Below are 25,629 nucleotides of genomic sequence, written 5' to 3'. Positions count from 1 at the left end.
GGGCGGTCAGAGAAAGGTGAGGGCAAGGTCGAGGTCGACGGGGAAGAGCAGCCCGAGGTGGAGAGCGGCGCAGGTCTGCGGGATGGACGAGGGAATTGCGGGAGGGAAGAGAACCGGCTGTGTGTGTGCGGCGGCGGGCAGGCCGGTGATCCCGATAGCGGCGCCGTCGGCACTTTCGAGGCGAAGGGGTGAGCCGCCGGCGAGAGCGACGACATCGCCGGCGCAGAGCGTGCGGCCGGGGTCGCCGGACTGGAGCAGAAGGGCGCCGGGGCGGACCCACCACACGAGCGAGGCCATGAGCGAATGGGGACTGGCGCTGGCCAGGGTGAGGTGCGCCGTGTCGCCGGAGCGCCGGAACGCGACGGACGTTTCCCAGTCCCACCGGACGTGGACGCGCGGGGAACCGGGGCTGAAATGCAGGGTGTGCTCCCAGCCGGGCTGGCGGGCGGAGAGTTCATAATGACCGGCGGCAAGGCGCCGGAGCGTTTCCGGCTGGAGGTTTTGCATGCCGGCGCCGGCGAGGTGTAGTGTTTCAATGACTACGCCGCCGTGATGGATGTGGAGCCAGTCGTCGCTGCGGCGGGCGCCGCCCCACTGGTCGCGGACGGTATCGTAGTAGTGTCCGCCGGGATCGGCGGACAGGCTGACCAGCGTGCGCGGCGTGCGGAGGCGCGCCTGGGGGACGGAGGCGTAAAAGACTTCGTAACGGTCGGGCAGCGGACGAGGCGCGGGGAGCGGGCCGGGATGCGCGTCGAGCTGGAGCAGGAGGGGCACGAGCTCGGCTTCGGGCGCGGAGGCGGAGGGCCGGCCGGCATCGCAAAGGGAGGTGTAGCGGCCGTCGCCGGTGAGAAGCGCGAGACGGCGGGCGATGCCGCAGGTGACGGCAATGCGGTCGGGGAGGGCGCGGTCCTGGCGATGGCTGAGGGTGGAGTCGAATTCGCCGCCGGGCTGAATGCCGTGCAGGAGAAATTCTCCGTGACGTGTCAGCGGCGTCAGGAGTTCGGGACGTCCGAGCGCATCGGCCAGGGCGAGGAGTCCCTGGCTGGCGACGTTGTTGTAGTTGGGGCTGCGTTCTTCGTGCCAGCAGCCGTCGGCGTCGATGTCGATGCCTTCGGCGAGCAGCGACTCGATGCGGGCGAGGTAGCGGGGATCGGGCCAGAGGTGATGAAGGGCGGCGAGGGGGGCGGCGACGGCGGACCAGCGGTGGTTGGCGGTCATGGGCGAGCCGGCGAGGATCGCTTCGGCGCCGCGGCGGAGGAACGTCGCCAGATCGGCGATGAAGCCGGGCGCGGGAGAGAGGCCGAGGTCGCGAAAGCGGGCCCAGGCGAGGGCGAGGCCGGTGACCGGAAAACCGATCTCGTTGGCTGCATACATGCCGTTGAGATCGAGCCGGCCATCCGGCGACTGCCGGCGGCGAAGAAAGGCCAGCGCCCGGACACATGCGGAGTCGAGCGCGGCTGCGGAGACACAGGGGATGTCGGAAAGGGTCGGGGAGGGATACAGTTCGTCGAGCCAGAGGCGGGCGGCCATGAGGCGGGCGAGGGTGTAGGCGGTGTGGCGCCCGCAGTACCAGCCGGTGTCGTCTTCGGCGAAAGCGCCGTCGTTTTCGGAGCCGTCGCAGCACTGGCGGGCAAGGATGCCGGGAAGCCAGCGGGCCCAGAGCGCGGCAATGCGGACGCGCTCGGAGGCAATGACGGGCGGCACGCAGGTGGCGGCGGGCGTGGCGGTGGCTTCTGACGACGTGGACGGGAGTCCGGCAGTGGCGGGAGGGATCATGCGGACGACGGTGATTGGCAAGTGAGAGGACGGTGCGGATACGTGAACGAGCCGGTGCGTGAGCTAGAAACCTTTCCAGAGGTTGGGATTGGCGGAATCTCCATCGGGATCTCCGCCGGCGGTATAGGTGTCCTCAGGTTTCATGGAAGCGACATGGCCATCAAAGAAGAGAAAGTTGGCGCGGCCTCCGTGGCTGAGGCGGAGAGAGTCGGGTTTTCCGGCAGATGTGTCCTTGTCGGCATCCACCATCGGGTCTGTGCCGTCCCACGGCGGGGCGCAGCGCCAGCCCCAGTCGCGGCCGCCACTGCCGGTTTGCCCCCAGCGTTCGCCAAGCATGATGGTGCGCGAGGGGGTGGTGATTTGGGTGACGTCAATTCCTTCGGCGAGTTTGGGAACGCGCAGGGTTACTTTCACGCCATTCCATCCGTAGCTTACGCCAATGCCTTTTACATCGTAGCTTTTTTCGAATTGAGGGGCGAGCGGGCAGCCGACGGGTTTGTTGATTCTGGTGCCTTCCATCTGGGCCACGGTGGCATCTGCGGCATATTGCGCGCCGAGGTAGGGCGCAACCTGGACAAACCAGTGTCCGTTTTTGGAGACTCCGTTATCGGCGATGGGAAGGCGTCCTCGATTGTCATTGGTGAAGAGCTGGATGGCTGCGCCTGCCGAACGCAGGCCGGCGGAGCAGCGGGTGGACTGGGCGGTTTTGCGGACCTTGCCGACGGTGGGGATGATGATGGCGGCGAGGATGCCGATGATGGCAATCACGGTGAGGAGTTCGATGAGCGTGAACCCTCCTCGTACCGCGCAGGCGTAGTTGGTTTTTGACTTCATGGGGATGATGATTTGGCGGGAGCGGGTTGGAGCGGGATCGGCGATCAACGCGTGTGACGCCGGCGGACGAATGCAAGCATCAGAAGGCTGGCTCCGGTGACCAGGGCCCAGGTGGCGGGTTCGGGGACGGCGGTGGCGGTGAGCAGGCCGTCGGTCCACGTGAAGGAGAAACCGTCGATGCCGGCGCCGGTGACGGTGAAGTTTTGCAGGGTGTCGAGGCCGGTGCCGCTGACGCTGGCGAGGGCGAAGGAATCGCCGTCCCTCAGCGTGTAGCCGTCGAGAAAGTTGAGGACGAGAGTGGCGCCGGCTTCGACGGCAAGGTCGCCGGTGACGGTGATGCTATCGAAGGCACCACCGGCAGCGCCGATGTCGATGAGGAGGCTGGAGCCTGCCTCGAAACGCACCGAGCCGGTGAAGCCGAGGGTGTCGGCCCGGAAATAGCCGGAGGCATCGCCGGGAGAAACCGTGCCGCCGGCGCCGATGGTGGTCCAGCCGGCGGCGCTTCCTGAGACATTGCCGATGTCGAGGCGAGCGGTGGCGTTGTTGAGTTTCACGAGGCCGTTGCCGGCCAGGGTGGCGGCGCTGGCGGCGATGTTGTTGTTGATCTGGAGGGTGGCGTTTTTGTCCACGCGGACGTCGGAGGTGGAGGGCAGGGCGGTGGCGGCGTCGATGATGACGAGACCGGTGTTGATGACCGTGGGGCCGGCGTAGCTGTTGACGCCGGAAAGCGTGAGCCGCTCGGCAGGGGCATAGACGACGCCGGCGTTGCCGGTGATGTTGGCGGAGATGGCGGAGGATCTGTCGCTGCGGCCGGACGTGATGTAGCCGGTGGCGTCACCGAAGTTGAGGGTGCCGTTGCGGATAATGAAGCTCTTGCCGCCGCTGTTGTTGTTGGCGGCGAGCGCGCCGCTGGTCACATCGAGCGTGGCTCCGCCGAGATCGACCGCGAGATCGGACGCGGCGTCGTAGTCGAGGTAGAGGGAGTTGACGGTCTTGTTGCCGGAGAGTGTTTCGGAGGCGGTGAGGCGGACATTGCCGTCGGAGGCGGCTTCGGCGAGGGAGGCGTGGTACTCCGTGGCTTTGTCGAGGGCGCGGAAGCCGCCGTCGTGCGTGTAGGTGACAAAACCCTGGAGCGGGGTGTAGTAGTCGCCGTTGGGCTGGTTATCGAGGATGCTCGAGTTGGCGGTGGAGGCGGTGGCCCAGGGGAGAATGCTGATGTTTTTCGTGCCGGCCGCGCCGCCGCCGCCACGGAGATCGGCCAGAAGGGAGGCGTCGTTGGCGACCTTGATGGCGATGTTGCCCCGTCCGGCGGGGTTGGCGGCGGTGGCAAGGAGCGAGAGGGTGGCGTAGCCGGAGCGTTCGAGGTGGTTGATGGTGAGCGTGCCGCTCGCGCCGCCTGTGGGGGTCACGGCGAGGGCGGAGCGGGAGCCGTCGAGGGAGAGCGTGTCGAGGGTGCGATCGATGGCGGAGGAGGACTGGAAGCCGAGGGTGCCGCCGTTGAGCGAGACGGGGAGGGCGGCGTCGAGGCCGGCGTTGTTCATCACGACGAAGCGGCCGAGGGTGCCGGCGATGACGAGCCGCTCCGCGCTGAAAGAGGCTTCCTGGTAGCCGGCGGAGGGGTGAGTGTAGCCGCGGAGAAAAGTGGTGCCGCCGGTCTGGACGTAGCTGCCGGAGAGCGTCGTGGCGGCGTAAAGGTTGAGGCTGCCGCCGCCGGTCTTGAGGAGGTTGTGGCCGGTGACCGCGCCGTAGAGGCTGAGGGTGTCGCGTCCGTTGCTGGAAGTGACGAGCGACGGGTTGACGGTGATCGTGCGCGTGCCGGTTGACCCGAAATCGATGGTGAGAGGACGCGAGGAGACGCCGATGGCGACTTCCTGCGAGGCGCTGTCGCCGGCAATGTCCACGGAGACGTCGCCGAGGGAAAGCGTGGTGCCGGCGGTCGAGGAGCCGGCGGGCGGGAGGATCCTCAGATAGTAGTTGTCGGCATGGCTGATCGAGAGCCGGTCGATGGCGTAGCTGCCGGAAGGGAACAGGACTTCGGTATTGGCCCCGAGGCTGGAGGAGAAGATGCCGTCGATGACACCGTCGCGCCAGTTGGCGGGGTTGGTGTAGTCGTTGTCGACGGTGCCCGTCCATTTGGCGCGGGCCAGCGGGGCGGAGGCAGGCAGGGCGAGGACGGCAAGCACGAGAGCGAGGCCGGTGGTGGCGGACCGGGGCGAGCGGACGGATTGGCGGGTGGTGGTGGTTTTCATGGGAGGCGGGACGGGATGGAGCGGGTTGGCAAGAGGTGACGGGAGAGGGACGGGCAAAGCAGCAGCTGGCGGCATCGACCGGAAGGGGGGGCGTTGCCGGATGGCGGAAGGAAGGGCGGGAGCGGACCGGGTAGCGGCGACGGGATACGGAGAGTGTTCGGGTGCGGGTTGTTGCGGCAGTCGGGTGTGGATCAGGCGTGGAGGGGGGCGGTGCTTTCGCGGAGAACGAGAGACGGGGCGAAGGTTTCCTGACGGGGAGAGGAAGCCCGGTCGCCACCGGCGCCGGGCTCATCGGACCAGAGGATTTCGAGGATGCGGCGCGCGTAGGCGTGCCCGTCGGTGTGGATGGCGGTGAGAGCCGGGAAAAGCAGGTCGGACCCGGGGAGGTCGTCGAAGGCGAGCACCGAAAAATCCCGCGGCACGCTCAGGCCCGCCCTGCCGGCATGCCGGAGCGCCGCCCAGGCGCCGATGCCGGAAATCGGCACGATGGCCGTGGGCCGGGCCTGCGGGTCGCCGCCGAGAAGGGCAGGCAAGGCCGCGAGAACCGGCTCGAAGGAATTGCCGCCCATCGGCGGGGAGCAATCGACGAACACGGTTTCCTCCTGCATGCCGTGGGCGGCCACGTAGTCGCGCAGGTAACCGAGGCGCATCTTCACGTTGGCCAGGGCCACGGGTTCGTTGACGAGGATGGCGATGCGCCGGTGGCCGAGCGCGCGCAGGTGGTCGAGCGCCAGGGTGACGCCGTGGCCCACGTCGATGCTCACACAGTCGCCCGGATAGCCCCCGGCGAACGGCAGCGCGCTCACCGTGCGGAAGCCGCGATGGTCGAGTTCGTCGAAGAGCGTCCACGCCGCCTCCTGCGAATGCCCGAGAAACACCATGCGCTCCTCATGCGGGTTGGCCGGGAGGGCGCGGGCCACATCGCGCAGCCGGCCGGCCGGATCGGCGGGGTCGCTGCCGGGCCGGATGTGATGCACGCGCAGGTTGCAGTCGAATTCGTCGCACAGCTCCGCGAAGCAGTTGAGCTGCTGCATCAGCACCGGCGAATGCGAGTGCGGCATGATGACCCCGAGCAGACGCGTGCGTTTGTGCTTCTGCACAAATGTCCCCCGGCCGACGTGCCGGTGGAGCAGGCGACGGTCGACCAGCTCCTGCAACGCCCGCCGCACCGTCGGTTGCGACACGCCGAGCCGCGCCACCAGCTCGCGCTCCGTGAAAAAACGCTCGTCGTGCCCGAAGTCGTTTTCGATGCGCTGCTCCAGCCACTGCATGACCTGCTCGTACAGCGGAGCGACGGATTCGGGAGAACGGGTAAAGGGGGTGGACATGGCGGTGAAAGGACGGGAAACGGGCTTCTTGATTGCTTCTAAGCAAATTGCTGCTAAGCATTCTGGCAAGTTCTTTTTTCTCAAAATTCCCGGAAGGCACGGGATGCACATTAACGCATGCACTGCATATTGAGCATCGGCTTTTCCGGCGGTATAACTTGCGGGTCCGACACGAGTTCCGCACCCGATCCTCTCCCCGTTTTCCTCATGTCACCAAAAAACCATCCTTGCCGGTCCTTTGCCGGCGCCCCTGGTCCCGGTTCCTTTTCCGCTCCCGGCCGGGGCGGATTTACGCTGGTCGAGCTGCTGGCCGTCATCGCGATCATCGGCGTCCTCGCCGCCATCATCATTCCTGTCACCGGCAAGGTCCGCCAGAACGCCCGCAGCGCCCGCGACCTGTCCAACCTCCGGCAACTGGCGCTCGCCCTCAACCAGCTCGCCAACGAAGCGCGCGACGGCCGATACCCCCGCGTCCAGAAATCTCCCGAGGCCGACGGCTGGCATGTCGAGGTGGCCGCCCGCATCTATACGGCGGAAAACTCCGCTCCGTGGGACCGCGTCTTCACGCGCGACTCCGTCTTTCAGGCTCCGGGCCGTCCGTGGAAGGATTTCCCCTCGCAGACCGACAACTGGAAAAACGGTTACAGCTACGGCATCAATTCCTTCTACGCCAACATCAACTGGGGGCGTCGTCTCTCCGCCGTGCCGACGCCCTCCCGCATCATTCTCGTCGGCGACAAACTCCCCAAAATCGAGGCCAACGACGTCGATCACATCGGCACCAGCGACAATCTCCAGCAGGATCCCAACAACGGGACCGCCGCACCGGGCCCGAGCTGGTCGCGCCTCGAATACCGCCACGCCGGCGGCAGCAAGGCGCACATGGCGTTTTGCGACGGCCACATCGAATCCCTCACGGCCGAAGCCCTCCGGCTCGATCCTCCCGGCGGCGGCAGCCGTTACCGCTGGTGGGAATAACCCCCTAACCCCCCGTTCCCCTCCCGCTCCTGCAATCCCCTTTCCGCCACCTCCGTCACTTCCTCCCGATGCCCGGTCACCGCCTTCTTCTTCTCCTCGTCCCCGGCCTGTTGCTCCCCGGCGTTCCGCTCGCCGTCGCCGGTAGCGGGTCCGCCATGTCGCCTCCCGCGGTTTCCGGCTCCGTTTCCGGTCCGGTTGCCGGAGCAGCCCGCAAACCTGCGCCGGCCGGTTCGCATCGCCTTTACGGTCGCTGGTATTCCAGCCGCATCGGCGGCGGCGGTTACCTGCAACAGGTCGTGTTCGCTCCCGCTTCCGCCCGCGTGCCGCAACGCCTCTACCTGTCGTCCGACGTCGGCGGCCTCTTTCGCAGCGACGACGGCGGCGCCACCTGGCGGATGCTCCACGACGCTCTCCCCGCCGACGGCGACAACTATTCCGTGCGCGGCCTCATCGTGGACCCGCGCGATCCCGACCGCGTCCTTATCGCCACCGACAACGGCATCTGGTGCTCCGCCGACGCCGGCCGCACCTGGCAAAAGCGCCTCGACGCACGCTTTGCCGGCAACGGTCCCCACCGCGCCGACGGACGCATTCTCGTTGCGGACCCGGCCAACCCCGACCGCATTCTGGCCGCCCCGCTCGGTGCCGCCGCCATCGGCACCGTCGTGCACATCTCCACCGACGGCGGCGCCACCTGGGCCGCCACCGCGCCCGTCGCGGCATCCCCGGCTGCCTCGCCCCTGCCCGTTCTCGCTCCGGTCGATCTCCTCGTGGATCCGGCCGATCCGCAGCGTTTCTGGCTCAGCGCCCGCCGCTCCCGCATCTGGATCAGTCCCCGCGAACACACTTTCGACGGCGGCCTCTGGCGCACCGACGACGCCGGAGCCACTTGGCAAAAACTCTCCTCCATCGGCATGAAGGAGATCATCCGGCATCCCGCTCCGCCCGCGTCTTCCGGAGCTTCCGGGCTGCTCATCGCGCTCACGCCCGCCACCGATCGCGTCGTCCGCTCCACCGATCTCGGCCGGACCTGGCAGCCTCTCGATGCCGGCCTCGCTCCTTACTCCACCCACTATCGCACCGACGGATCCTACGGCGCCCTCGCCACCGATCCCTCCGGCGGCCTCGTGCTTCTCGGCGGCAACGGCGCCAGCATCTACCGCCTTTCCCCGGATGCCACCCGCTGGGAAAAAATTCCCTGGCAGAAGGAAAACATCCACGAAGGCGACTGGTGGGGCGCGCTCTCCCGCCACGGCTATCCCCATTTCGGCAGCGCTCTCGGCCATCTCGCCATCGATCCTGCCGACCCCCGTCACTGGACGCTCACCGACTGGTATGCCTTCTACCAGACCCGCGATGCCGGCCGTAGCTGGAAACTGGATATCGAGGGCATCGAGATGACCGTCGTCCACACGCTGGCCCAGGACCCCGCCGATCCCGCCCGCATCCATGCCGGCCTCGCCGATATCGGCTACCTCCGCTCCACCGACGCGGCCGACACCTTCGTGCCTGTCCACAACGCCGGCATCAGCAACAACATCAAATCGCTCGCCGTTTCTCCCGCCCGCCCGGGCCGCATCTACGCGGTCGGCCCCCGCGAGGCCGACTGGTTTGCGAACCAGGTGTTTGTCACCGACGACGCCGGGGCCACCTGGCATCGTTCTCCCATGCGCGGGCTTCCTCGCATGGAAGGCGGACAACACCGCTGCCACAGCATCGCCCTCCACCCGCACCATCCCGACGAAGCCTGGCTCGCTGTCAGCGGTCCGGTCGGCCCCTCTGCCGGCGGCATCTACCGGACCGCCGACGCCGGAGAGACCTGGACGCAGGCCGGCGAAGGTCTCCCCACCGGCGTTCCGCTCTTCCGTTCCGAAATCTGGGTCGCCGGTCCCGAAATCGCCGTGTCGTCCGACGGCTCCGTGCTCGCCGCCAGCGACGACCGGGCCCGTGTCTTCCGCCTCGAAACCGCGCCCTCTTCCCCGTCGCCGGCGGTCTGGCGCGAGGTTCCCGCTGCCGCCTTTGCCTCGCCCGACGGCGCCCCGTCCGGCGGCGTCAACGCCCTTTTCGCCGATCCGTCCACCCCCGGCCGCTTTTATCTCTGCCGCAAGGAAGGCGGACTCTGGCGCACCGATGACGCCGGCCTCGCCTGGAATCGTATCTCGTCCATGAATACATGGACCCTCGCCATCGATGCGGGCAACCCCGCCCGCCTCGCGCTCAACGGCGCGGACGGCATCCGGTTCAGCACCGATGGCGGCGTCACCTGGACGCGCCTCGATGCCGGCCTCCCTTACCGCCACCCCCGCAACGTCCTCGCCTTTGCCGGTTCCCGGCTCGTCGTCGGCACCGGCGGCAACGGCATCTTCCGGACCGATCTTCTTTCTCCGGAATAACCTCTCCCCCCCCCCCATTTTTTTCATGAATCCGTCATCCTCCATCCTCCTCAGCCGATATTCTGCTGCCGTCGTTGCGCTCGTTTCTCTTGCCGCCGTCGCCGCTGCCGTCCGCCTCCCCGCGCAGGAGGAGCCATCTTCAGCCGGCCAGCCCGCTGTCCTTATCCGCAACGGCGACATGACCCTCGCCACCGCGGCAGGCACGCCTTCCGGGTGGACGCTCGGGAGTCACAGAGCCGGTAACGTCACCCTCGCCCGCGACACCGGTGATTTTGTCTCCGCCCCCGCGTCCCTGCTTCTCTCGCTCGAAGCCGTTGCGCCCGCCGCCGAAGCCGAAGGCTTCGCGCAACAACCCCTGCTCGCCCTTCCCGCCACCGGCGCTCTCCATGTCCGCGGCATGATTCGCGCCGAGGGGAATTTTTCTTTCGGCCAGATCGTCCTCCAGGCGTTCGACGCCGACTGGAAGCAGCTCGACTGGAAAATCATCGACTTCGTGAAGCCCGCCGACGACTGGCAAGGCTTCGGCGGCGTCGCCAAAATTCCCGCGGGCGCCGTCCACGTCGTCTTTGGTGTCGTTGCCAAGGGCACCGGCAAGATCCGGCTCGACGACATCCGCATCGTCGAAACCGCCGCTCCCTGAAAACCGCCCCGCCGATGCGCGCATCCCCCGCCATTGCCTGCTTCACCCTCCTGCTCGCATCCGCTGTCGCCGGTGAGCCGCTCCGCCGTGCCGGCCCCGTTCTCACGCTCGACAACGGCTGCATCACTCTCGAGGTCGCTCCCGATGCCGGTCGCGTCACCCGGTTTGCCCGACACGGCGAACCCGACCGGATCGCGTTCGACGACCGCGCCGTGCCTTCCGGCACCGACTGGAAACCCTGGGGAGGCGACCGCATCTGGCCGATGTTTCTGCAACTCTCTCCGCAAATCTACGGGGCGCACAACTTCGACCCGGCCTTCGACGACCAGCCCTGGGCCGTCATGGAACATAACCCGGCCGCCACCCTCGCCTCTCCCGCCCGCCTCACCCTGCGCAGCCGCGACAGCCGGCATCTCGCCCTGCGTATCATACGCACCATTACGCTGGAAGCCGGGCGGGCGGAGGTGCTCCACACCGTTCGTTTCGAGTGTCTGGCCGATTCTCCGTACCCCGTCCACGTCTGGGCTGTCACGGCGGTTCGTGCGGGCGATTACGTGCTCATGGAACACGACCGGCGTGTGCGTCCCGCGGCCGAAGGCGAATCCTTCAAATGGTGGCCCGCGCTCTCGCCGGTCCGCCCCGCCGCATTTCCGCTTCCCGGGGCCGCCGCCCCACGGGCGCTTCACGTCCCCTGGCCCGCCGCGGCCTCCGCTGCCGCGCCTCTGAAGGTCGGCACCTGGGGACGCTGGATCGCGCTCGTCTCCGGCGGTTCCGCCTTTGTGCAAACCGTCCGCTACGACCCGGCCGCGCTCTACCTCGACGAAAGCAACCTCCAGACCTGGCTCGAACCCGGTCGCGCAATTTACGAAATCGAGACGCTCGGGCCCACCTGGTTTCTCCGCGCCGGCGAATCGCGCGAGTGGACTGTCCGCTGGCGGCTGGTCGATTTCCCTCCCTCCCTCCATACCCCGGCCGAGCGCGCCGGCTGGCTCGCGGAAACACTCACGCCATGACCCCCGACATTCTCCAGGCCCGCCCGCCCGGCGAACGCTGGGACGGGCCTCATTTCCGCCCGCTGCTCTTCGGCCTCACCCGATTCACCGGCCCGCTGCGCCAGCACCCGCTCGCCTTCGATGCCATCGAACCCGAGGCCGTCTGGATCATGACGCTTCGCGGCCACGCCTTTTACGAAACGGCGCAACAGCGCATCCGTCTCGAACCCGGCCGCGTGCTGGTGGCGCTCAAGCCCAACCGCAACCGTCTCCTCATGCCTCCGGCCGGCTGGCCCTGGGTTCACCTGTATGTCCACATGACGGGCGAGTGCGCGCTTTCCGCCTTCCGTTACATGATCGATCGCTTTGGCACGGTGCAGACCTTGCCGCCGGACTCCGGTATCGTTCGCAAGACCCGCGCGCTCGTCCGCCTGGCGACCTCGCCTGCCGGAGCCGCGCTCGACGAACATGCCTGGTCGGCCCGCGCCTATGACTGGTTCCAGACCTGGTGGTCGTGCGCCGAGCGCCACGGCGTGCCGCTCGGCAAAATCGTCACCGAGCCTCCGGGACATTCGCGCCTGATCGGCCTTCAGGCGACGACCGTGAAGGGTTTTGCCGGCGAGCTCGGCTACTCGCCCTCGCACCTCTCGCGGCGGCTCAACCGGTTCTGGGGCAACGCGCCCGGCCGGGCGTTGCGCCAGGCACGGCTCGAGGAAGCCGCCCGCCTGCTCCGCACCACGCGCCTCCCGGTCGAGGAAATCGCCGCGCGCGTCGGCTATCGTTCGCCCAGCTCCTTCATCCGCGCCTTCCGCCTCGCTCGCGGCCACACCCCGCTTTTCCACCGGCACGCGGGCAAGTAAATCCGGAAAAATCACTCTTCCTTGCGTTTGCCCGTCCACCTTTCCCGTTCGCAAAACCATCATGAAAACCACCCGTCATATCACCCTCGCCGCCGCGGTCCTTGTGGCCGCCTTGCTTTCCGCCGATGCCCGTGCGTCGCTGATTCTCCACTACACGTTTGACGATCAGGCGGCAACCAATGCCGCCGCTGGCGCCACGGCCGGCGACGCTGCGCTCCACAACGCGGACGGCACTGCCGGCTACGTGGCCGGCAACACGCCATCCGGCGCCGGTTATGCTTTTTCCACCGGCGACGGGGGCGGCAACTATCTCGCCACCACGGGCGCGGACGGCGTGGCGCTGCTCGCCGACCGGACGCAGCTCACGATCACGCTCTGGGTGAACCTCCAGGCCGCGCCCCTGCAATACGACCGGCTCCTGAGCTGGCAGAGCACCGCCAGCGGTCTCGGCTCCGGCTTCACGCTCGATGTTCCGAACACCGGCGGAACGGCCGACAATTTCGGCCTCGCCTTTTCCGTGACCGGAAGCAGCGCCGGCACGGTCAACATCACCGAAGGCGGAATCGGGCAATGGCTCTTCATCGCCGTGACGTTCGACGGTGCGCAGGCGAAGGCGGACCGCGTTTCGTATTACGTGGCCACGACAGAAAGCGACGACCTTACGGCCAAGGTCGCCTCCGGCGCCGGTACCGATGCCGGTTCGCTGGGCAACGGCATTTCCTCGTCGCTGGTGTCCTCCGAATTCCGGATCGCCGGCACGCAAGCCAGTTCGTTTGACCGCAGTCCGTCCGCGCTTTTCGACGACATTCGCATCTACGACACGGCGCTGACATCGGCCGAGTTGGCCCTGATCTGGCGCGAAGGCATGACGGCGGTGCCCGAGCCGGCGGCGGTCGCCATCCTGTGTGCCGCGGCAGCCCTCGCCGCCGGTGCCTTCCGGTTGCGCGGTCGCGGCCGGTGAAGCCTCTCAACCGCCGGCTCTGCCGCGAGCCTGTGGCCGCAGCACGCTGCGGTCGACGTGCGACACGCTCGGGCGGCCGGTGAGGGCGAGGGCGATTTCCAGCTCGGCCTGCAGGATGCGCAGGGCGTGGGCCACGCCGGGCGCGCCGGCGGCGGCGAGGGCGTGCAGGACGGGGCGCCCCACCAGCACGGCTCGGGCGCCGAGAGCGAGCGCCTTGACGATATCCGTGCCGCGGCGCACGCCGCCGTCGAGCAGGAGCGGTATCCGTCCGCCAATGACATCAGCGACGGCGGGAAGGGCGTCGATCGTCGCCGGCAGGGTATCCAGCGTGCGGCCGCCGTGGTTGGAAACGATGAGGCCGTCCGCGCCGCGCGCGAGGGCTTCGGCGGCGTCCTCGGGATCGGTGATGCCTTTCAGGATGACCGGCAGGCGGGTGTCGCCGCGCAGGCGGTCGATGTCGGCCCATGTCGGCGCGACGCCCATGAGGCCGCCGCAGAGCGGGCTGCGGGGGAGGGGAGGGAGGGATGCGGAGGGCGCGGGAGCGCCGCGCAGGTTGACCGCCTCGACGCCGGGCGGCGGGCGAAACTGCGCGCGGCGTTCGCGGTTGCGCACGCCCTCGACGGGCGCGTCGACCGTGACGACGAGCGCGCGGTACCCGGCGGCTTCGGCGCGTTGCACGAGAGCGCGGGTGACGCCGCGATCGGGGTGCAGGTAAAGCTGGAACCAGAGCGGGCTGTCCGCAACAGATGCGGCCCCGGCCGGCGTGTCGGGCTGCGCCCGGGCACGCGCCTGCGCGGCGACGGCGGCGATTTCCTCGAGGCTGACGCTGGCCTGCGTGCTCACGACCATGCCGGCGCCGGCGGCGAGGGCGCCGAGCACGGTGGCGCGTTCGCCTTCCGGGTGGACGACGCGGTGGAGCGCCATCGGGGCGACCAGCACGGGCAACGCCAGCGTGGTGCCGCCGGGCAGCGTCACGCGCGTGGGATGGGCGATGGCGTCAGCCGCGTCGGCATTCGCGGCGGACGCGGGCGGCGGCGCATTGAAGTCGGCGAGCACGCGGCCGCGCAGTTGCAGGCGATCGAAGGCGGCGCGGTTTTCGCGGAGCGTGATGCCGTCGGCCGAGCCGCCTTCGAGCCATTCCCGTGCGTCGGGCGCGATGCGTTCGCGGGCGAGTCGTTCGTAGTCGGCGAGCGCGACGACGTCGGGCGGAATGCGGGTCAGCGGCGGAAGCATGGGGGGATGGAAGTTTGAATTTTGAATTTTGAAGTTGGGAATTTGAAGTTGGGGATGGGTCTTCGGCAGAGTTGTCGACTGGTGAATTGTCACTGACTTCCAACTACAAATTTCCAATTTCCAACTACAAATTTCAAACTTCTCCGGCGCCGGAAGGCGCCGGTGGCGCCAGCCGTTCTTCCACATCGTGGAGCGACTGGAGGAGGTCGAGCGCATCCTGGAGGGCGTCGCCGGACATGCCGGCAAAACCGTTCTGGACGAGTTTTTGCCGCGCCGCGGTCACGGCATGGGCGGCGATCCGGCGGCGGGGTTCGTCGTTGTCGCCGAGAAATTCCAGCAAAAACTCGGCGAGAAAGCGCGGCTGTTGCGTGCGGTAGAGCCACGCGCCGAATTCGTAGAGGCGGGTGGCCGCGGGTTGCAGCCAGTCGCCGCGCGCGGCCCAGGTGCGCGCGAGAGCGAGCCCCTCGTCGGCGAAGTCGCCGGCTTCCGCGACGAGGGCGGCGCGTTCCTCGCCGCCGGGGCGGGATTGCGCGATCTGCGCGGCGAAAATCACGCAGGCGGCGTGGCGGGCGCGCAGGCCGGTGTCGGCCGCGCGCAGGTCATCGGCTTCGCGGGAGGCGACGAGTTGCAGGACTTCACGCAATTCCGCCAGCGCCGCCGGTGTCTGCGCGGAGGCCCAGCGCGCCTGGCCGAGATTGAGCAGGGCTCCGGCCAGTTCGATGCGGATGCCGGGGGCGTCGGCGGTGGCGAGCGGACGCAGCGTGGCCACGGCCCGCTCGTGAAGGGCGATGGCGTCGGCGATTCCCGCCGCGTCGCCCCGGGCCATGAGGACGAGGCCGCGGTTACCGCAGACGGAGGCGAGGTTGCGGCAGGCGGCGGGTTCGCCGCGCGCGGCGAGCGGTTCGAGCAGGGCGAGGGCGTCGTCGAAGGAGCGCAGCGCTTCCGGCAGGCGTTCCTCGCCGCCGAGCTGGAGGAGGGCGTTGCCGCGGTTCATCCACGCGGCGCCGGCGGCGTTGCGCGGCATCGAGGGGTCGTCGTCGGGCACGTTTTTCCAGAGGGCGAGGGCCTGGTCGTAGTTGCGGATCGCTTCCTCGAAGGCTTCGGGCGTGCCGAAACGGAGGAGGGCGTTGGCGCGGTTCATCCATGCGCCGGCCAGCGGGGCGGTGAGGCGGGGCGGAGCGGCGCCGGTCGCTGCGCCCGGGCCGCCGGGGGGCTGGCGACGGAGGGTGGCGATGGCGTTTTCATAACAACGCAGCGCTTCGAGCACCTGCTGCGGGTCGGGTTGCGTTTCGAGGAGGTGCCCGCGCACGAGCCACACGGCGGCAACGAGGGCGGCATCGAGCCCGTCGGCGGCGGTGGCGGTTTTCAGACGTTCCAGCATCTGTGAACTGGCGGCGAATGCGGACTGGCGGCGCGCCGCATCGCCCGAGAGCCAGGCCTCGTTGGCGAAAGCGAGAAAACGCTCGATGTCCGCGCGCAGCGGTCCCGGCGAAGAGGTCGGATCAGGCGAAAAAGGCGGCGGCGTGTCGGAATCCGGCATGGAAACCGCCGGGATTAGCCGCCGCGCCGACGATTGGGAAGACCGGATTTGCCCGGCGCGGAGCCCGAGCGACATTTTTGCGAAGGGCGGCCGGCCGCGACAGGCGCTGTCCCGCCAGCGAGACCGGGATGGCCGCAAGGCCACAAGAAAAGGGCAACAATCGCAAAAGCCGGATGGTTCCGGTTTATCCCGGAGCCGATCCGGTCAACCGGCTTCGGTCATGAGTTGAAAAGAATGATAACGGGTGCAAATAAAATGCGAATAACAGAGTTAACTGACGATTATCCTGAATGTTGAATCGATTTTAATGAAATCAAAAATGAACAGTTATTCATCTTGCATCCGAGACCCAATCTCAATTTTAACCCTTTCTTCATATTCCCATGTCATCAGCTAACCAGACTCCCGACTCGTCCTCGTCAACATGCGGCGCTACCACCACCACCGCTGCCGCTCCGCTGTCCGCCTCTTCCCAGGCGTTCCGGGCTTTCGCGCTCCTCTCGCCGCTCGTCATGGCCGGTTCGCTCGGCGCGCAGGTCGCGGCTGATCCCGCCGCCACTGCCCCGGCCGGCACGCCGCCCGCCGATCCGGCGGCCGACGGCGCCGACAAGGTCGAGTTGCCTGCCCTCGATATCGCCGGTTCTCGCGAAAAGCAGCTCAGTTCCCCCAAATTCACCGAGCCCGTTCTCGATACTCCGCAGACGATCGTGATCATCCCGCAGGAAGTGTTCAACCAGCAGGGCGCGGCCAACCTCAGCGACGTGCTCCGCAACACCCCGGGCATCACCTTCACTGCCGGCGAGACCGGCAATCCCGGCGGCGGCGACGCCTTCACCATGCGCGGCTTCGACACCTCGGGCAGCATCTTCGTCGATGGCGTCCGCGACACCGGCACCTACAAGCGCGACATCTACAACATCGAGCAGGTCGAGATCGCCAAGGGCCCCGCCGGCGCCGACAACGGCCGCGGCGGCAGCTCCGGCTACGTCAACCTCTCCACCAAGACCCCGCAGCTCGGCACCTTCGTCAACGGCACCGCCAGCTACGGCATCTCCGAACACGGCGGCGAGGACCAGCGCCGGATCACGGCCGACTACAACCAGGACCTCGGCGCGGCCGGCGCCGCCTTCCGCCTCAATCTCATGGGCCAGGACAGCGGCCTCCCCGGACGCGATTTCGCCGAAGACACCGGCTGGGGCATCTCGCCCTCGGTCGCCTTTGGCCTCGGCACCCCCACCCGCCTCGTCATCGCCGGTTCCTGGGACGAGCAGCACAACATCCCCGACTCCGGCATTCCGGTCGGCGCGCTCCCCGGCCAGACGCCCGGCCTCGCGCCCGTTGACCAGACCAATTTCTACGGCCTCGCCACCGACTACGACGATGTCGTCCACCGGTCGATCATGGCCCGTGTCGAGCACGACCTCTCGCCCGACACCACTATCCGCAACCAGACCGTCTTCACCAAGACCGAACGCGACGCCGTCACCACCTATCCGGGCAGCTCCAACACCGCCACCTTCGACCCCGTCACCGGCCTCGTCACGCCGCGCACCGTCCGCAGCGAGCAGGACAACGACATCCTCTCCAACCAGACCAACCTCACCACCCGTTTCGACACCGGCAGCCTGCGGCACGACTTCAGCGCCGGCTTCGATCTCACCCGCGAAAACCAGTACGTGCCCACCTGGAGCAACATCACAACCGGCACGCCGACGGACGTCCACAATCCCGACCCGCACCGCCCCAGCCCGCAGCCGACGCGCGCCGCCAACGGGGCCTACGCCCGGTCCACGATCGACACCGCCGCGCTCTACGCCTTCGACACGATCCACATCACCGACAAGCTCCTCGTCAACCTGAGCGGCCGTTGGGAAAAATACTGGACCAACTACAAGGCCCTTGCGACCGACGACACCTTCAGCCGCATCAAGGCCAGCGACGACCTCTTCAGCTGGAAGGCCGGCGTCGCCTACAAGCCCGTCAAGGAAGGCACGCTCTACGCCGCCTACGGCAACTCGATGATCCCGCCCGGCAGCACCTTCACCCTCTCCGCCGCCGCCGGCAACGCCAACAACCCCAACACCGATCCGCAGGAAGCCCGCAACTACGAGACCGGCGTGAAGTGGGAATTCTTCGAGAGCCGCCTCCTCGCCACCCTGGCGTACTTCTATTCGGAAAACACCAACGTCCCCGTCTCCACCGGCGACCCGCTCGTCCCCTTCCGGTACGACTCCTCGCAGGTTGTCCAGGGCATCGAACTCGGCCTCTCCGGCAAGATCACCGACAACTGGCTCGTTTTCGCCGGCTTCGCCTGGATGGACAGCGAGAACAAGACGCCCTCCGCCGCACCCGGCACCACCACCGACGGCGCCGACCTCCGCTTCACGCCCAAGCTCTCCGGCAACCTCTGGACGACCTACCGCTTCCCCTTCGGCCTCACGATCGGCGGCGGTGTCCAGTATGTGGATACGGTGAGCCGCGCCACCAACACCGCCACCACGCCCACCGCCACCTCGCTGGCCGACGTGCCGGATTACTGGCTCTTCAACGGCCTGGCCTCGTACGAGGTCAACCGCCACCTCACCCTCCGTCTCAATGTGAACAACATCTTCGACGAAGACTACTACCGCCTGAACAACAACGGCGGCCGTTATTATCCCGGCGCTTCCCGCACCTTCGTGCTCAGCGCCGATGTGTCGTTCTGAACGCGTCCGTCCGCTTCCGGACGTCCCGCCGCTTCCCGTGCCGCCCGGCAGGCTCCCGCGAGCCCCGGGCGGCTTTCCGCTTCCACCGCTCCCGCACCACCACGCCCGCCGCCCATGATTCTCGACATTCCCGACGTCCTCCCGCCCGACCAGCTCGCCCGCGCCCGCCAGCTCCTTGAAACCGCCGAGTGGATCGACGGCAAGGCCACCGCCGGCCACCAGGCCGCGCGCGTGAAAGACAACCAGCAGCTCGCCACCGACAACCCCGCCGCCCGCGAAGTCGGTGACATGATCCTGCGCGCCCTTGGCCAGAATCCGCTCTTCATGTCGGCCGCGCTCCCGCTGCGCATTCTCCCGCCGATGTTCAACCGCTACACCGGCGGCCAGACCTATGGCACGCACGTCGACGCCTCCATCCGCCAGATCCCCGGCACCGGCCAGCGCCTGCGCACCGACCTCTCCTGCACCCTCTTCTTCGCCGGGCCCGAGGAATACGACGGCGGCGAACTCGTCATCGAGGACACCTACGGAGCGAAGAGCGTCAAGCTCCCCGCCGGCCACATGATCCTCTATCCCGGCACCAGCCTGCACCGCGTCACCCCGGTGACGCGCGGCGCCCGCCTCTGTTCCTTCTTCTGGGTGCAGAGTCTCGTCCGCGACGATGCCCGCCGCGGTCTTCTCTTCGAAACCGACGTCGCCATCCAGCGTCTCTCTGCCGATCATCCCGGCCATGCATCCGCCGTCCAGCTCACCGGCGTCTATCACAACCTCCTCCGCCAGTGGGCCGAGGTGTGAGCGGCCCGCGCCTGCACCGGTATCCGGTTTCCGACGACTCACGACCAACGACCTGACCCGATGACCATCAGCACCGCTTTCCGCCCGTTCGTGGCGGCCTTGCCATGAATCTCCGCAAAACCGTTTTCTGGCTCCACCTCGCCGCCGGCCTCACGGCCGGCATGGTTATCGCCATCATGTCGTTCACCGGCGCGGCGCTCGCGTTCGAAAACGAAATCGTGGCCTGGGCCGAGCGCGATGCCCGCCGCATCGGGCCGCCGCCCGCCGCTCCCGATGGCGCGGCGCCCGCCCGCCTTTCGCTGGATGATCTGGTGGCCCGGGTCCGGGCCGACCAGGAGATCGAAGCCCGCCCCACGGCCGTCACCGTGAGCGCCGGTCCGGCCGATGCCGTCACGCTCGCTTTCGGGCGCGACGCCACCTGGTACGCCAACCCGTATACCGGCGTGGCCCGCCAGCCCGCCTCGACCCGCGTCCACGATTTCATGCACCTGATGGAGGACTGGCACCGCCGGCTCGCCATGGCGGGCGACAACCGTGCCACCGGCCGCGCCATCACCGGCGCGTGCAACGCCGCCTTTTTTGTGCTCGCTGTCACCGGCCTGTACCTCTGGTGGCCGCGCCGCTGGACGTGGCGCGCGCTCCGTCCGTCCGTCCGGTTCATGAAACTGCGCGGCCGCGCCCGCGACTGGAACTGGCACAACGTGGTCGGTTTCTGGTCGCTTCCCGTGCTCATTGTGCTCACCGCGACCGGCATGGTCATCTCGTACCGCTGGGCCAGCAATCTCGTCTGGCGCGTGGCCGGCGAGGAGCCGCCCGCGCAAGGCGCCGGCCCCGGCGGCGCCGCGGCCTCCGGCAGCGACCTGAAAATCGACCGGCCCGAAGGCGCACGCCGCATCGGTTACGCCGGCGCGTTCGAACACATCGCCGCCGCGATCCCCGACTGGTCGCAGATCACGCTGCGCGAAGGGCTCGGCGGCCGCCGCGGCGCGCCTCCTCCGGCCGCCGCCACCGGCGACAGTTCCGCTCCGGCCGAGGCTGCCGGGCAACGCCCCGCCGCCGAATCCCTCGCCGGCAACGCAACCGGGCGCGGCGAGCGCAGCGGCGGCGAACGCGCTGCGCGTGGCGAACGCGGCGAGCGAGGCCAGGGTGCCGAACGGCGTTCCGGCCAGGGCGAGCAGCGGGCCGGCGGCGGCGGTCGCGCTCCGCAGCCTTACAGCGCCACCGTGCGCCAGGATGCCGTCTGGCCTCCCTTCGCCTCCACCCAGCTCGTGCTCAACCCCTGGACAGGGGAAACCCTTTCACGCAGCGGTTACGCCGACCAGACTCCGGGCCGCAAACTCCGCGGCTGGATGCGCCAGCTCCACACCGGGGCCGCGCTCGGCTGGCCGGGCCAGCTCCTCGCCGGCCTCGCCTCGCTCGGCGGCGTGGTTCTCGTCTACACCGGTTTTGCCTTGAGCTGGCGGCGTTTTTTCCAGCGGCGCAAGGTCGCGGCTCCGGTTGTGTCCCCGGCGGCGGAACCGGCGCGCCAGCGCCCGTAACGCGCGGCTGCTCCCGGGGGGGAATGGCCGGCGGCGGACCCGCTTTCAGCCGCTGCCGGGGCATGCTGTGCGTCTTCGCCTGCAAAACCGGCTTGCGATAACGGCATTTTTACGAGGAGTTTTCCCGTCTGTTATTCACTCCCGACCTTAACTCCCTGTTCCCTCCATGCCCAGAACCGTCACGCTCTTCACCGGCCAGTGGGCCGATCTCCCGCTCGAAAAACTCGCGCCTCTCGCGAAACAGATGGGCTACGATGGCCTCGAACTCGCCTGCTGGGGCGACCACTTCGACGTCGATGCCGCCATCAACAGCAAGAAGTACGTTCACCAGAAATGGGAATTGCTGCGCGACCACGGGCTGACCTGCCTCGCCATTTCCAACCACCTCGTCGGCCAGGCGGTGTGCGATCTCATCGACGAGCGTCACAAGTCGATCCTCCCGCCCGATGTCTGGGGTGACGGCGATCCCGAAAGCGTCCGCCGCCGCGCCGCCCGCAAGATGATCACCACCGCCAAGGCCGCCCGCACCTTTTTCGACGCGCGCCCCGGCCTCAAGTCGAAGGAGACCTTCCCGGCGGTCGTCAACGGCTTCACCGGCTCCTCCGTCTGGCACTCCCTTTACGCCTTCCCGCCGACCACGCAGGCGTTCTGGCAGCGCGGTTTCGACGACTTCGGCCGCCGCTGGCTCCCGATCCTCGAAGCCTTCGACAAGGCCAACGTCAACTTTGCTCTCGAGGTCCATCCCACCGAGATCGCCTTCGACATCGCCAGCGCCCGCCGCGCTCTCGCTGCGGTGAAAAATCACAAACGGTTCGGCTTCAACTACGACCCCTCGCACCTCGGCTACCAGGGGGTGGACTACGTGAAATTCATCCGTGAATTCGCCGACCGCATCTACCATGCGCACATCAAGGATGCCTGGTGGGGACACGGCACCGGCGAGGCCGGCGTTTTCGGCGGCCACACCGATTTCGGCGACCACCGCCGCTACTGGGATTTCCGCTCGCCCGGCCACGGCGACATCAACTTCGAGGAAATCATCGTCGCCCTCAACGACATCCGCTACGCCGGCCCGCTCTCCGTGGAGTGGGAAGACATCCGCATGGACCGCGTCCACGGCGGCACCGAAGCCGCGGCCTTTGTGCGCAAGCTCGACTTTCCGCCCAGCACCGTGGCCTTTGACGCCGCCTTCGATAAAAAGAACCAGTAAAGGAACCCGAAAAGCTGAAACGCGGAAAACCGAACCGCTGAAATGAAGACCTGCTCCCTGGCAGACTTCGTTCCTCCCGCCGTTTTCTGATTTCAGCGTTTCAGCTTTCAGTTTTCAGCTTTTTCCAAAAATGAGCAAACCCACCAGAATCGCCATCATCGGCGCGGGCGGCATGGTCCGCTACCACGCCGCCGGATTCCGCGCCGCCGGCGCGGAGATCGTCGCCATCGCCGACGTCAACCACACCGCCGCCGAAAAGACCGCCGCCCGGGAGGGCATCGCCCGCTCCTACGGCGACGTGGCGCGCATGCTGAAAGAGATTCCCGAAATCGACGGCGTCTCGGTCATCGTGCCCAACAAGTTTCACGCCCCGCTCGCGCTCCAGGCGCTGAAGGCCGGCAAGCACGTTTTCTGCGAAAAGCCTCCCGCGATGAACGCCCGCGAGGCCCGCGCCATGGCCGCCGCCGCCGCGAAGGCGAAGCGCACGCTGATGTTCAACTTCAACAACCGCGCCCGCCCCGAATCCGTCGCCATGATGGACTACATCGCCGGCGGCCAGGCCGGCCAGGTTGGCAGAATAAATTCCGCGCAGGCCAGATGGATTCGCCGCACCGGCATCCCCGGCTTCGGCGGCTGGTTCACCAACAAGGCCCTTTCCGGAGGCGGACCGCTCATCGATCTGCTCCACATGCTCGATCTCTCGCTTTACTTCATGGGTTACCCGGAACCCGAGTGGGCGCTCGCGCAGACGTTTTCCGATTTCATCACCGACAAGGGCTTCAAGGGCCCGTGGGGCATCCCCGATGTGGCCAAGGGCGTGACCGATGTGGAAAACGCCTGCCACGGTTTTGTGAAATTCAAGACCGGTCAGGTGATCTCGCTGCAAATCTCCTGGGCCGAGCTCGTCGCGCGCGAGGAGGTGTCCGTGACGTTCCAGGGCACGAAGGCCGGCGGCCTCGTCCGCCGCCTCTTCGGCGTGGACGGCCTCGACGACACCGCGATCGACACCTGCGAACTCTACGCGCAGGAGCACGGCCGCTCGGTCAACAAAAGCATCCTTGTGCCGCCTGATCCGACGATGGGCCGCGAGGCCTCCGCCGCGAATTTCGTGGAGACGATTTCCGGCCGCGCCAGGCCGCTCAACACGCCCGACCAGGCCGTGTCGCTGATGCGGATCATCGACGCGATCTACGCCAGCGCGAAAACCGGCAAGCCGGCGAAGTGCTGAAAAAAAGTGGCGCGGGCGTCCCGCCCGCCTCCGACGTGGCACGGGCATCCTTGCCCGTGAGCGTTGCCTCTCCATGTGTCGCGGGCGTCCCGCCCGCTCCGCCATCAGCCCTGCCGTTCGCCGAACGCGATGACGTGTCCGTCGGGGTCTTCCGCGCAGAACTCGCGCATGCCGTACCAGCTGGTTTCGGGCTCTGTCCGGAGGGCCGTGGCGGCGCGGGTTTTTACCTGCTCGTAGAACGCGGCGAGGCCCTCGACCTCGAAATAAAGGTTTCCCGAAAACCCCGCCGGCCTCTTCCCGAGAAAAGGCAGATCCTCGCGCAGGCTTTCAGCCCGCTGAAGCATGAGGTCGACACCGTCGCGGCTGACAATCGCGAACAGATACTGCGCATGCTCGCGCAGCGCGGAGTCGGTGGCGCGAGCGGCGTCCACGGCCATGACGAGCGAGAAGCCGAGCGTGTCCCGATAAAAGACGACCGAGCGCCCCACGTCGGAAACCATGAGATTGGAGGTGATTTTTTTGAGTTTCATGTCGGGCCTCATTCTAGCGGGCGGCTGCGGGGCTGGTATTGAAGAAAACGGCCATTTTCCAGCCCGGCCCTGAAGGCGGCCGGCGTCCATCCGGTCAGCGCCCGGCATTCGCGGACGAGATGCGCCTGATCGGCAAAACCGTGGGCGGCGGCGAGGCCGGCCCAGTCCGGAGTGGCGAACCGTCGCCGCGTCAGCGTCTTCAGCAACGCCTGCATGCGCATGACTCTGGCGAAGGCTTTCGGCGCAAGGCCCACGTCGGAGGCAAACACCCGCCGCAGGGTGCGCACGCTCATTCCCGTGTGCGCCGCGATTTGCGCCACCGTCATGTCCTCGTGCCGGGCGGCAAGGAGGCCGGCGGCGCGGACGACACGCGTTTTGTCCGGCTCCTCCTGTACCCCTGCGAGGCGATGCCAGGGGCGCAATAGCTGCTCCGCCTGTACGATCAGGGCTGTGGCCGGGGCGCCGGCGGCGAAGGCGGAGGTCAGCCGGGTGCTGCCCGCCAGCGGCAACACCGCGGGATCGACGGTGGCGTCGAGCATTTCATCCAGCGGCTGGCGGGCGACCCGGCCGAGCGCGCCGGGCCGGAAGCGCAATCCGAAACACCGTTCACCCGGCTGCAAAAGCACCGTTGCCGCTTTCGACATCGGGCCGACAAAAATCGACGCCACCTTGCCGTCTCTGGCGCTGACGATCCAGTCGGCGCATCCGTCGGGCAGCACGTCATGCCGGAACCCTCCTGCTCCGGCATCGCCCTCCGTCCACCAGATCGCCTCGACCCAGTCTGCGATCGACGCCGGCGGCCGCGCCTCGTGGTAGCGGAGCGAGGGATCCGACGGAGTGATGTTCATGAGGCCGAAGCGTGGCGGAAAATCGCCGACGGTAAAGCCGCCCGGCATCGATGGCCCCGGTCGGCCGCACGAGCGGCGCTGGCCTCTCCCTTGCCTTCCCTTGTCGTCCAGGGCTCCGCGTTATCGCTCAACAACCGTTGCCGAAGTCACTTCCGTCTTTCGCGGTGCACCGGCCGAAACCTGCCGCCTGCCGGATGCGTCCCTGGAGATTGTCTCTGCCTGAACCGGCAGGAGGCACATTCACCGAATCCATCATGAAAACGCTACGTCTGTTGACCGGATGTTTGTCGATTGCTGTCGGCGCCGCTTCCCTGGGCGCCCAGCCGCACGATGCCATGCGCAGGAGTCCGTCGAGGCCTTCGCCTTCGGGGAGCAGCCTGGGTATCAGCCTGGGCGTCGGCACGCCCGGCGGTTTCCTTCAGGTGTCTTATGGCAAGGACAATTATTACTACCGCCGCGGCACGTTTTACCAGCCCGGGCCGCAGGGCTACCGGATCGTTCGCCCGCCGCGCGGCTGCATCGTGCCGGTCCTCCCGCCCAGCTATGCGCGGGTCTATGTTGGCGGCGTGTTTTATTATCGTTACGACAACATTTACTACCGGCAGGTGGACAGCGGCTACATGGTCGTCGATGCACCCGTGGTCGTGACGACAACGACGACCACCACCAGGGCGCCGGGGGTCGTCACGCCGGCGACGCCCGCGCCAGCCGTGGTGACGACCACCGACGGCACCCAGTCCGTATGGGTGGGCGACGTGGAGTACCTGTTCCGCGACGGCCAGTTCTTCCGCCGGACGGCGGACGGCCTCGTGTGGTCCGAAGCCCCGCTCGGCGCGGTCACCCGCACCCTGCCAAAGGATGCCACCAGCGTCTGGTATCAGGACGTGGAGTACTTCGAGTGCGACGGCATCTACTTCCGCAAGACGCCCGATGGCTACAAGGTCATCCCCGCCCCCTGGAAAACACCGGCGTAGAAGCCGGCTGTGACCGC

The 25,629-nt window shown here is 67.8% G+C and carries 20 protein-coding genes; 12 read left to right on the top strand and 8 right to left on the bottom strand.

What is annotated here, in order from left to right:
- Nucleotides 1-6 precede the first annotated feature (6 nt).
- The 4 genes from OPIT5_09920 to OPIT5_09905 all read right to left on the bottom strand — a co-directional run bounded on the left by OPIT5_09920 (nt 7) and on the right by OPIT5_09905 (nt 6,187).
- Nucleotides 7-1,776 carry a hypothetical protein gene (locus OPIT5_09920; protein AHF90469.1) on the bottom strand — a complete coding sequence of 590 codons (1,770 nt, stop codon included), beginning with the start codon at nt 1,774-1,776 and terminating at the stop codon, nt 7-9.
- 63 nt (nt 1,777-1,839) lie between these two features.
- Complete coding sequence (locus tag OPIT5_09915; GenBank protein AHF90468.1) at nt 1,840-2,610, bottom strand: N-terminal cleavage protein; 771 nt, start codon at nt 2,608-2,610, stop codon at nt 1,840-1,842.
- 44 nt (nt 2,611-2,654) lie between these two features.
- A complete protein-coding gene (locus OPIT5_09910; GenBank protein AHF90467.1) occupies nt 2,655-4,859 on the bottom strand; it encodes a PEP-CTERM motif protein in 2,205 nt (734 codons plus the stop codon).
- A 191-nt stretch (nt 4,860-5,050) separates the two neighbouring features.
- A complete protein-coding gene (locus tag OPIT5_09905; protein AHF90466.1) occupies nt 5,051-6,187 on the bottom strand; it encodes a GntR family transcriptional regulator in 1,137 nt (378 codons plus the stop codon).
- Between the two features lie 207 nt (nt 6,188-6,394).
- Between OPIT5_09905 and OPIT5_09900 the strand changes: the two genes are divergently transcribed.
- The 6 genes from OPIT5_09900 to OPIT5_09875 all read left to right on the top strand — a co-directional run bounded on the left by OPIT5_09900 (nt 6,395) and on the right by OPIT5_09875 (nt 13,011).
- The gene (locus tag OPIT5_09900; GenBank protein AHF90465.1) at nt 6,395-7,165 is read left to right on the top strand and encodes an N-terminal cleavage protein; all 771 of its coding nucleotides are present in this window, start codon (nt 6,395-6,397) and stop codon (nt 7,163-7,165) included.
- Nucleotides 7,166-7,233: 68 nt separating this feature from the next.
- A complete protein-coding gene (locus OPIT5_09895; protein AHF90464.1) occupies nt 7,234-9,558 on the top strand; it encodes a hypothetical protein in 2,325 nt (774 codons plus the stop codon).
- A 25-nt stretch (nt 9,559-9,583) separates the two neighbouring features.
- The gene (locus OPIT5_09890) at nt 9,584-10,198 is read left to right on the top strand and encodes a hypothetical protein (GenBank protein ID AHF90463.1); all 615 of its coding nucleotides are present in this window, start codon (nt 9,584-9,586) and stop codon (nt 10,196-10,198) included.
- A 14-nt stretch (nt 10,199-10,212) separates the two neighbouring features.
- Nucleotides 10,213-11,211, top strand: a complete 999-nt coding sequence (locus OPIT5_09885; protein AHF90462.1) for a hypothetical protein — start codon at nt 10,213-10,215, stop codon at nt 11,209-11,211.
- Nucleotides 11,208-12,050: an AraC family transcriptional regulator gene (locus OPIT5_09880; protein ID AHF90461.1), complete on the top strand. Its 843-nt coding sequence runs from the start codon at nt 11,208-11,210 to the stop codon at nt 12,048-12,050. The genes OPIT5_09885 and OPIT5_09880 overlap by 4 nt, the downstream gene beginning before the upstream one ends.
- A gap of 61 nt (nt 12,051-12,111) precedes the next feature.
- The gene (locus OPIT5_09875) at nt 12,112-13,011 is read left to right on the top strand and encodes an anchor protein (GenBank protein AHF90460.1); all 900 of its coding nucleotides are present in this window, start codon (nt 12,112-12,114) and stop codon (nt 13,009-13,011) included.
- 6 nt (nt 13,012-13,017) lie between these two features.
- On the opposite strand, the gene OPIT5_09870 is transcribed toward OPIT5_09875, so the two are convergent.
- Together OPIT5_09870 and OPIT5_09865 are read right to left on the bottom strand one after the other, a co-directional pair.
- A complete protein-coding gene (locus tag OPIT5_09870) occupies nt 13,018-14,244 on the bottom strand; it encodes a 2-hydroxy-acid oxidase (GenBank protein AHF90459.1) in 1,227 nt (408 codons plus the stop codon).
- 133 nt (nt 14,245-14,377) lie between these two features.
- Nucleotides 14,378-15,784 carry a hypothetical protein gene (locus tag OPIT5_09865; protein ID AHF90458.1) on the bottom strand — a complete coding sequence of 469 codons (1,407 nt, stop codon included), beginning with the start codon at nt 15,782-15,784 and terminating at the stop codon, nt 14,378-14,380.
- Nucleotides 15,785-16,296: 512 nt separating this feature from the next.
- On the opposite strand from OPIT5_09865, the gene OPIT5_09860 reads away from it, so the two are divergent.
- The 5 genes from OPIT5_09860 to OPIT5_09840 all read left to right on the top strand — a co-directional run bounded on the left by OPIT5_09860 (nt 16,297) and on the right by OPIT5_09840 (nt 23,260).
- Complete coding sequence (locus tag OPIT5_09860; GenBank protein ID AHF90457.1) at nt 16,297-18,489, top strand: catecholate siderophore receptor Fiu; 2,193 nt, start codon at nt 16,297-16,299, stop codon at nt 18,487-18,489.
- 114 nt (nt 18,490-18,603) lie between these two features.
- Nucleotides 18,604-19,284 (top strand): Fe(II)-dependent oxygenase, encoded by a 681-nt coding sequence (locus OPIT5_09855; GenBank protein AHF90456.1) that lies wholly within the window; start codon nt 18,604-18,606, stop codon nt 19,282-19,284.
- A gap of 104 nt (nt 19,285-19,388) precedes the next feature.
- Nucleotides 19,389-20,822 (top strand): peptidase, encoded by a 1,434-nt coding sequence (locus tag OPIT5_09850; protein AHF90455.1) that lies wholly within the window; start codon nt 19,389-19,391, stop codon nt 20,820-20,822.
- Between the two features lie 166 nt (nt 20,823-20,988).
- On the top strand, nt 20,989-22,032 hold the full coding sequence (locus OPIT5_09845) for an AP endonuclease (GenBank protein ID AHF90454.1): 1,044 nt from the start codon (nt 20,989-20,991) through the stop codon (nt 22,030-22,032).
- 130 nt (nt 22,033-22,162) lie between these two features.
- Nucleotides 22,163-23,260, top strand: coding sequence for an oxidoreductase (locus tag OPIT5_09840; protein AHF90453.1), 1,098 nt, complete (start codon nt 22,163-22,165; stop codon nt 23,258-23,260).
- A 104-nt stretch (nt 23,261-23,364) separates the two neighbouring features.
- Here OPIT5_09840 and OPIT5_09835 read toward each other — a convergent pair whose 3' ends face one another.
- Complete coding sequence (locus tag OPIT5_09835) at nt 23,365-23,790, bottom strand: glyoxalase (protein ID AHF90452.1); 426 nt, start codon at nt 23,788-23,790, stop codon at nt 23,365-23,367.
- An 8-nt stretch (nt 23,791-23,798) separates the two neighbouring features.
- Nucleotides 23,799-24,638: an AraC family transcriptional regulator gene (locus OPIT5_09830; GenBank protein ID AHF90451.1), complete on the bottom strand. Its 840-nt coding sequence runs from the start codon at nt 24,636-24,638 to the stop codon at nt 23,799-23,801.
- A 254-nt stretch (nt 24,639-24,892) separates the two neighbouring features.
- Here OPIT5_09830 and OPIT5_09825 point away from each other — a divergent pair, with 254 nt between their 5' ends.
- Nucleotides 24,893-25,612 carry a hypothetical protein gene (locus OPIT5_09825; protein AHF90450.1) on the top strand — a complete coding sequence of 240 codons (720 nt, stop codon included), beginning with the start codon at nt 24,893-24,895 and terminating at the stop codon, nt 25,610-25,612.
- The last annotated feature ends 17 nt before the right edge of the window (nt 25,613-25,629 follow it).

The sequence above is a fragment of the Opitutaceae bacterium TAV5 genome (genome assembly GCA_000242935.3).
In the GTDB taxonomy this organism is placed as follows: domain Bacteria; phylum Verrucomicrobiota; class Verrucomicrobiia; order Opitutales; family Opitutaceae; genus Geminisphaera.
The sequence above is the reverse complement of the archived record's forward strand: the minus strand, read 5'-3'. Positions and strand labels throughout refer to the sequence as shown.

What these genes read in the sequence shown, in the direction of transcription:
- OPIT5_09910 (AHF90467.1), bottom strand. Translation starts at nt 4,859, where the DNA reads ATGAAAACCACCACCACCCGCCAATCCGTCCGCTCGCCCCGGTCCGCC.
- OPIT5_09905 (AHF90466.1), bottom strand. Translation starts at nt 6,187, where the DNA reads ATGTCCACCCCCTTTACCCGTTCTCCCGAATCCGTCGCTCCGCTGTAC.
- OPIT5_09845 (AHF90454.1), top strand. Translation starts at nt 20,989, where the DNA reads ATGCCCAGAACCGTCACGCTCTTCACCGGCCAGTGGGCCGATCTCCCG.
- OPIT5_09835 (AHF90452.1), bottom strand. Translation starts at nt 23,790, where the DNA reads ATGAAACTCAAAAAAATCACCTCCAATCTCATGGTTTCCGACGTGGGG.
- OPIT5_09840 (AHF90453.1), top strand. Translation starts at nt 22,163, where the DNA reads ATGAGCAAACCCACCAGAATCGCCATCATCGGCGCGGGCGGCATGGTC.
- OPIT5_09880 (AHF90461.1), top strand. Translation starts at nt 11,208, where the DNA reads ATGACCCCCGACATTCTCCAGGCCCGCCCGCCCGGCGAACGCTGGGAC.
- OPIT5_09855 (AHF90456.1), top strand. Translation starts at nt 18,604, where the DNA reads ATGATTCTCGACATTCCCGACGTCCTCCCGCCCGACCAGCTCGCCCGC.
- OPIT5_09915 (AHF90468.1), bottom strand. Translation starts at nt 2,610, where the DNA reads ATGAAGTCAAAAACCAACTACGCCTGCGCGGTACGAGGAGGGTTCACG.
- OPIT5_09850 (AHF90455.1), top strand. Translation starts at nt 19,389, where the DNA reads ATGAATCTCCGCAAAACCGTTTTCTGGCTCCACCTCGCCGCCGGCCTC.
- OPIT5_09870 (AHF90459.1), bottom strand. Translation starts at nt 14,244, where the DNA reads ATGCTTCCGCCGCTGACCCGCATTCCGCCCGACGTCGTCGCGCTCGCC.
- OPIT5_09875 (AHF90460.1), top strand. Translation starts at nt 12,112, where the DNA reads ATGAAAACCACCCGTCATATCACCCTCGCCGCCGCGGTCCTTGTGGCC.
- OPIT5_09825 (AHF90450.1), top strand. Translation starts at nt 24,893, where the DNA reads ATGAAAACGCTACGTCTGTTGACCGGATGTTTGTCGATTGCTGTCGGC.
- OPIT5_09860 (AHF90457.1), top strand. Translation starts at nt 16,297, where the DNA reads ATGGCCGGTTCGCTCGGCGCGCAGGTCGCGGCTGATCCCGCCGCCACT.
- OPIT5_09920 (AHF90469.1), bottom strand. Translation starts at nt 1,776, where the DNA reads ATGATCCCTCCCGCCACTGCCGGACTCCCGTCCACGTCGTCAGAAGCC.
- OPIT5_09830 (AHF90451.1), bottom strand. Translation starts at nt 24,638, where the DNA reads ATGAACATCACTCCGTCGGATCCCTCGCTCCGCTACCACGAGGCGCGG.
- OPIT5_09890 (AHF90463.1), top strand. Translation starts at nt 9,584, where the DNA reads ATGAATCCGTCATCCTCCATCCTCCTCAGCCGATATTCTGCTGCCGTC.
- OPIT5_09895 (AHF90464.1), top strand. Translation starts at nt 7,234, where the DNA reads ATGCCCGGTCACCGCCTTCTTCTTCTCCTCGTCCCCGGCCTGTTGCTC.
- OPIT5_09885 (AHF90462.1), top strand. Translation starts at nt 10,213, where the DNA reads ATGCGCGCATCCCCCGCCATTGCCTGCTTCACCCTCCTGCTCGCATCC.
- OPIT5_09900 (AHF90465.1), top strand. Translation starts at nt 6,395, where the DNA reads ATGTCACCAAAAAACCATCCTTGCCGGTCCTTTGCCGGCGCCCCTGGT.
- OPIT5_09865 (AHF90458.1), bottom strand. Translation starts at nt 15,784, where the DNA reads ATGCCGGATTCCGACACGCCGCCGCCTTTTTCGCCTGATCCGACCTCT.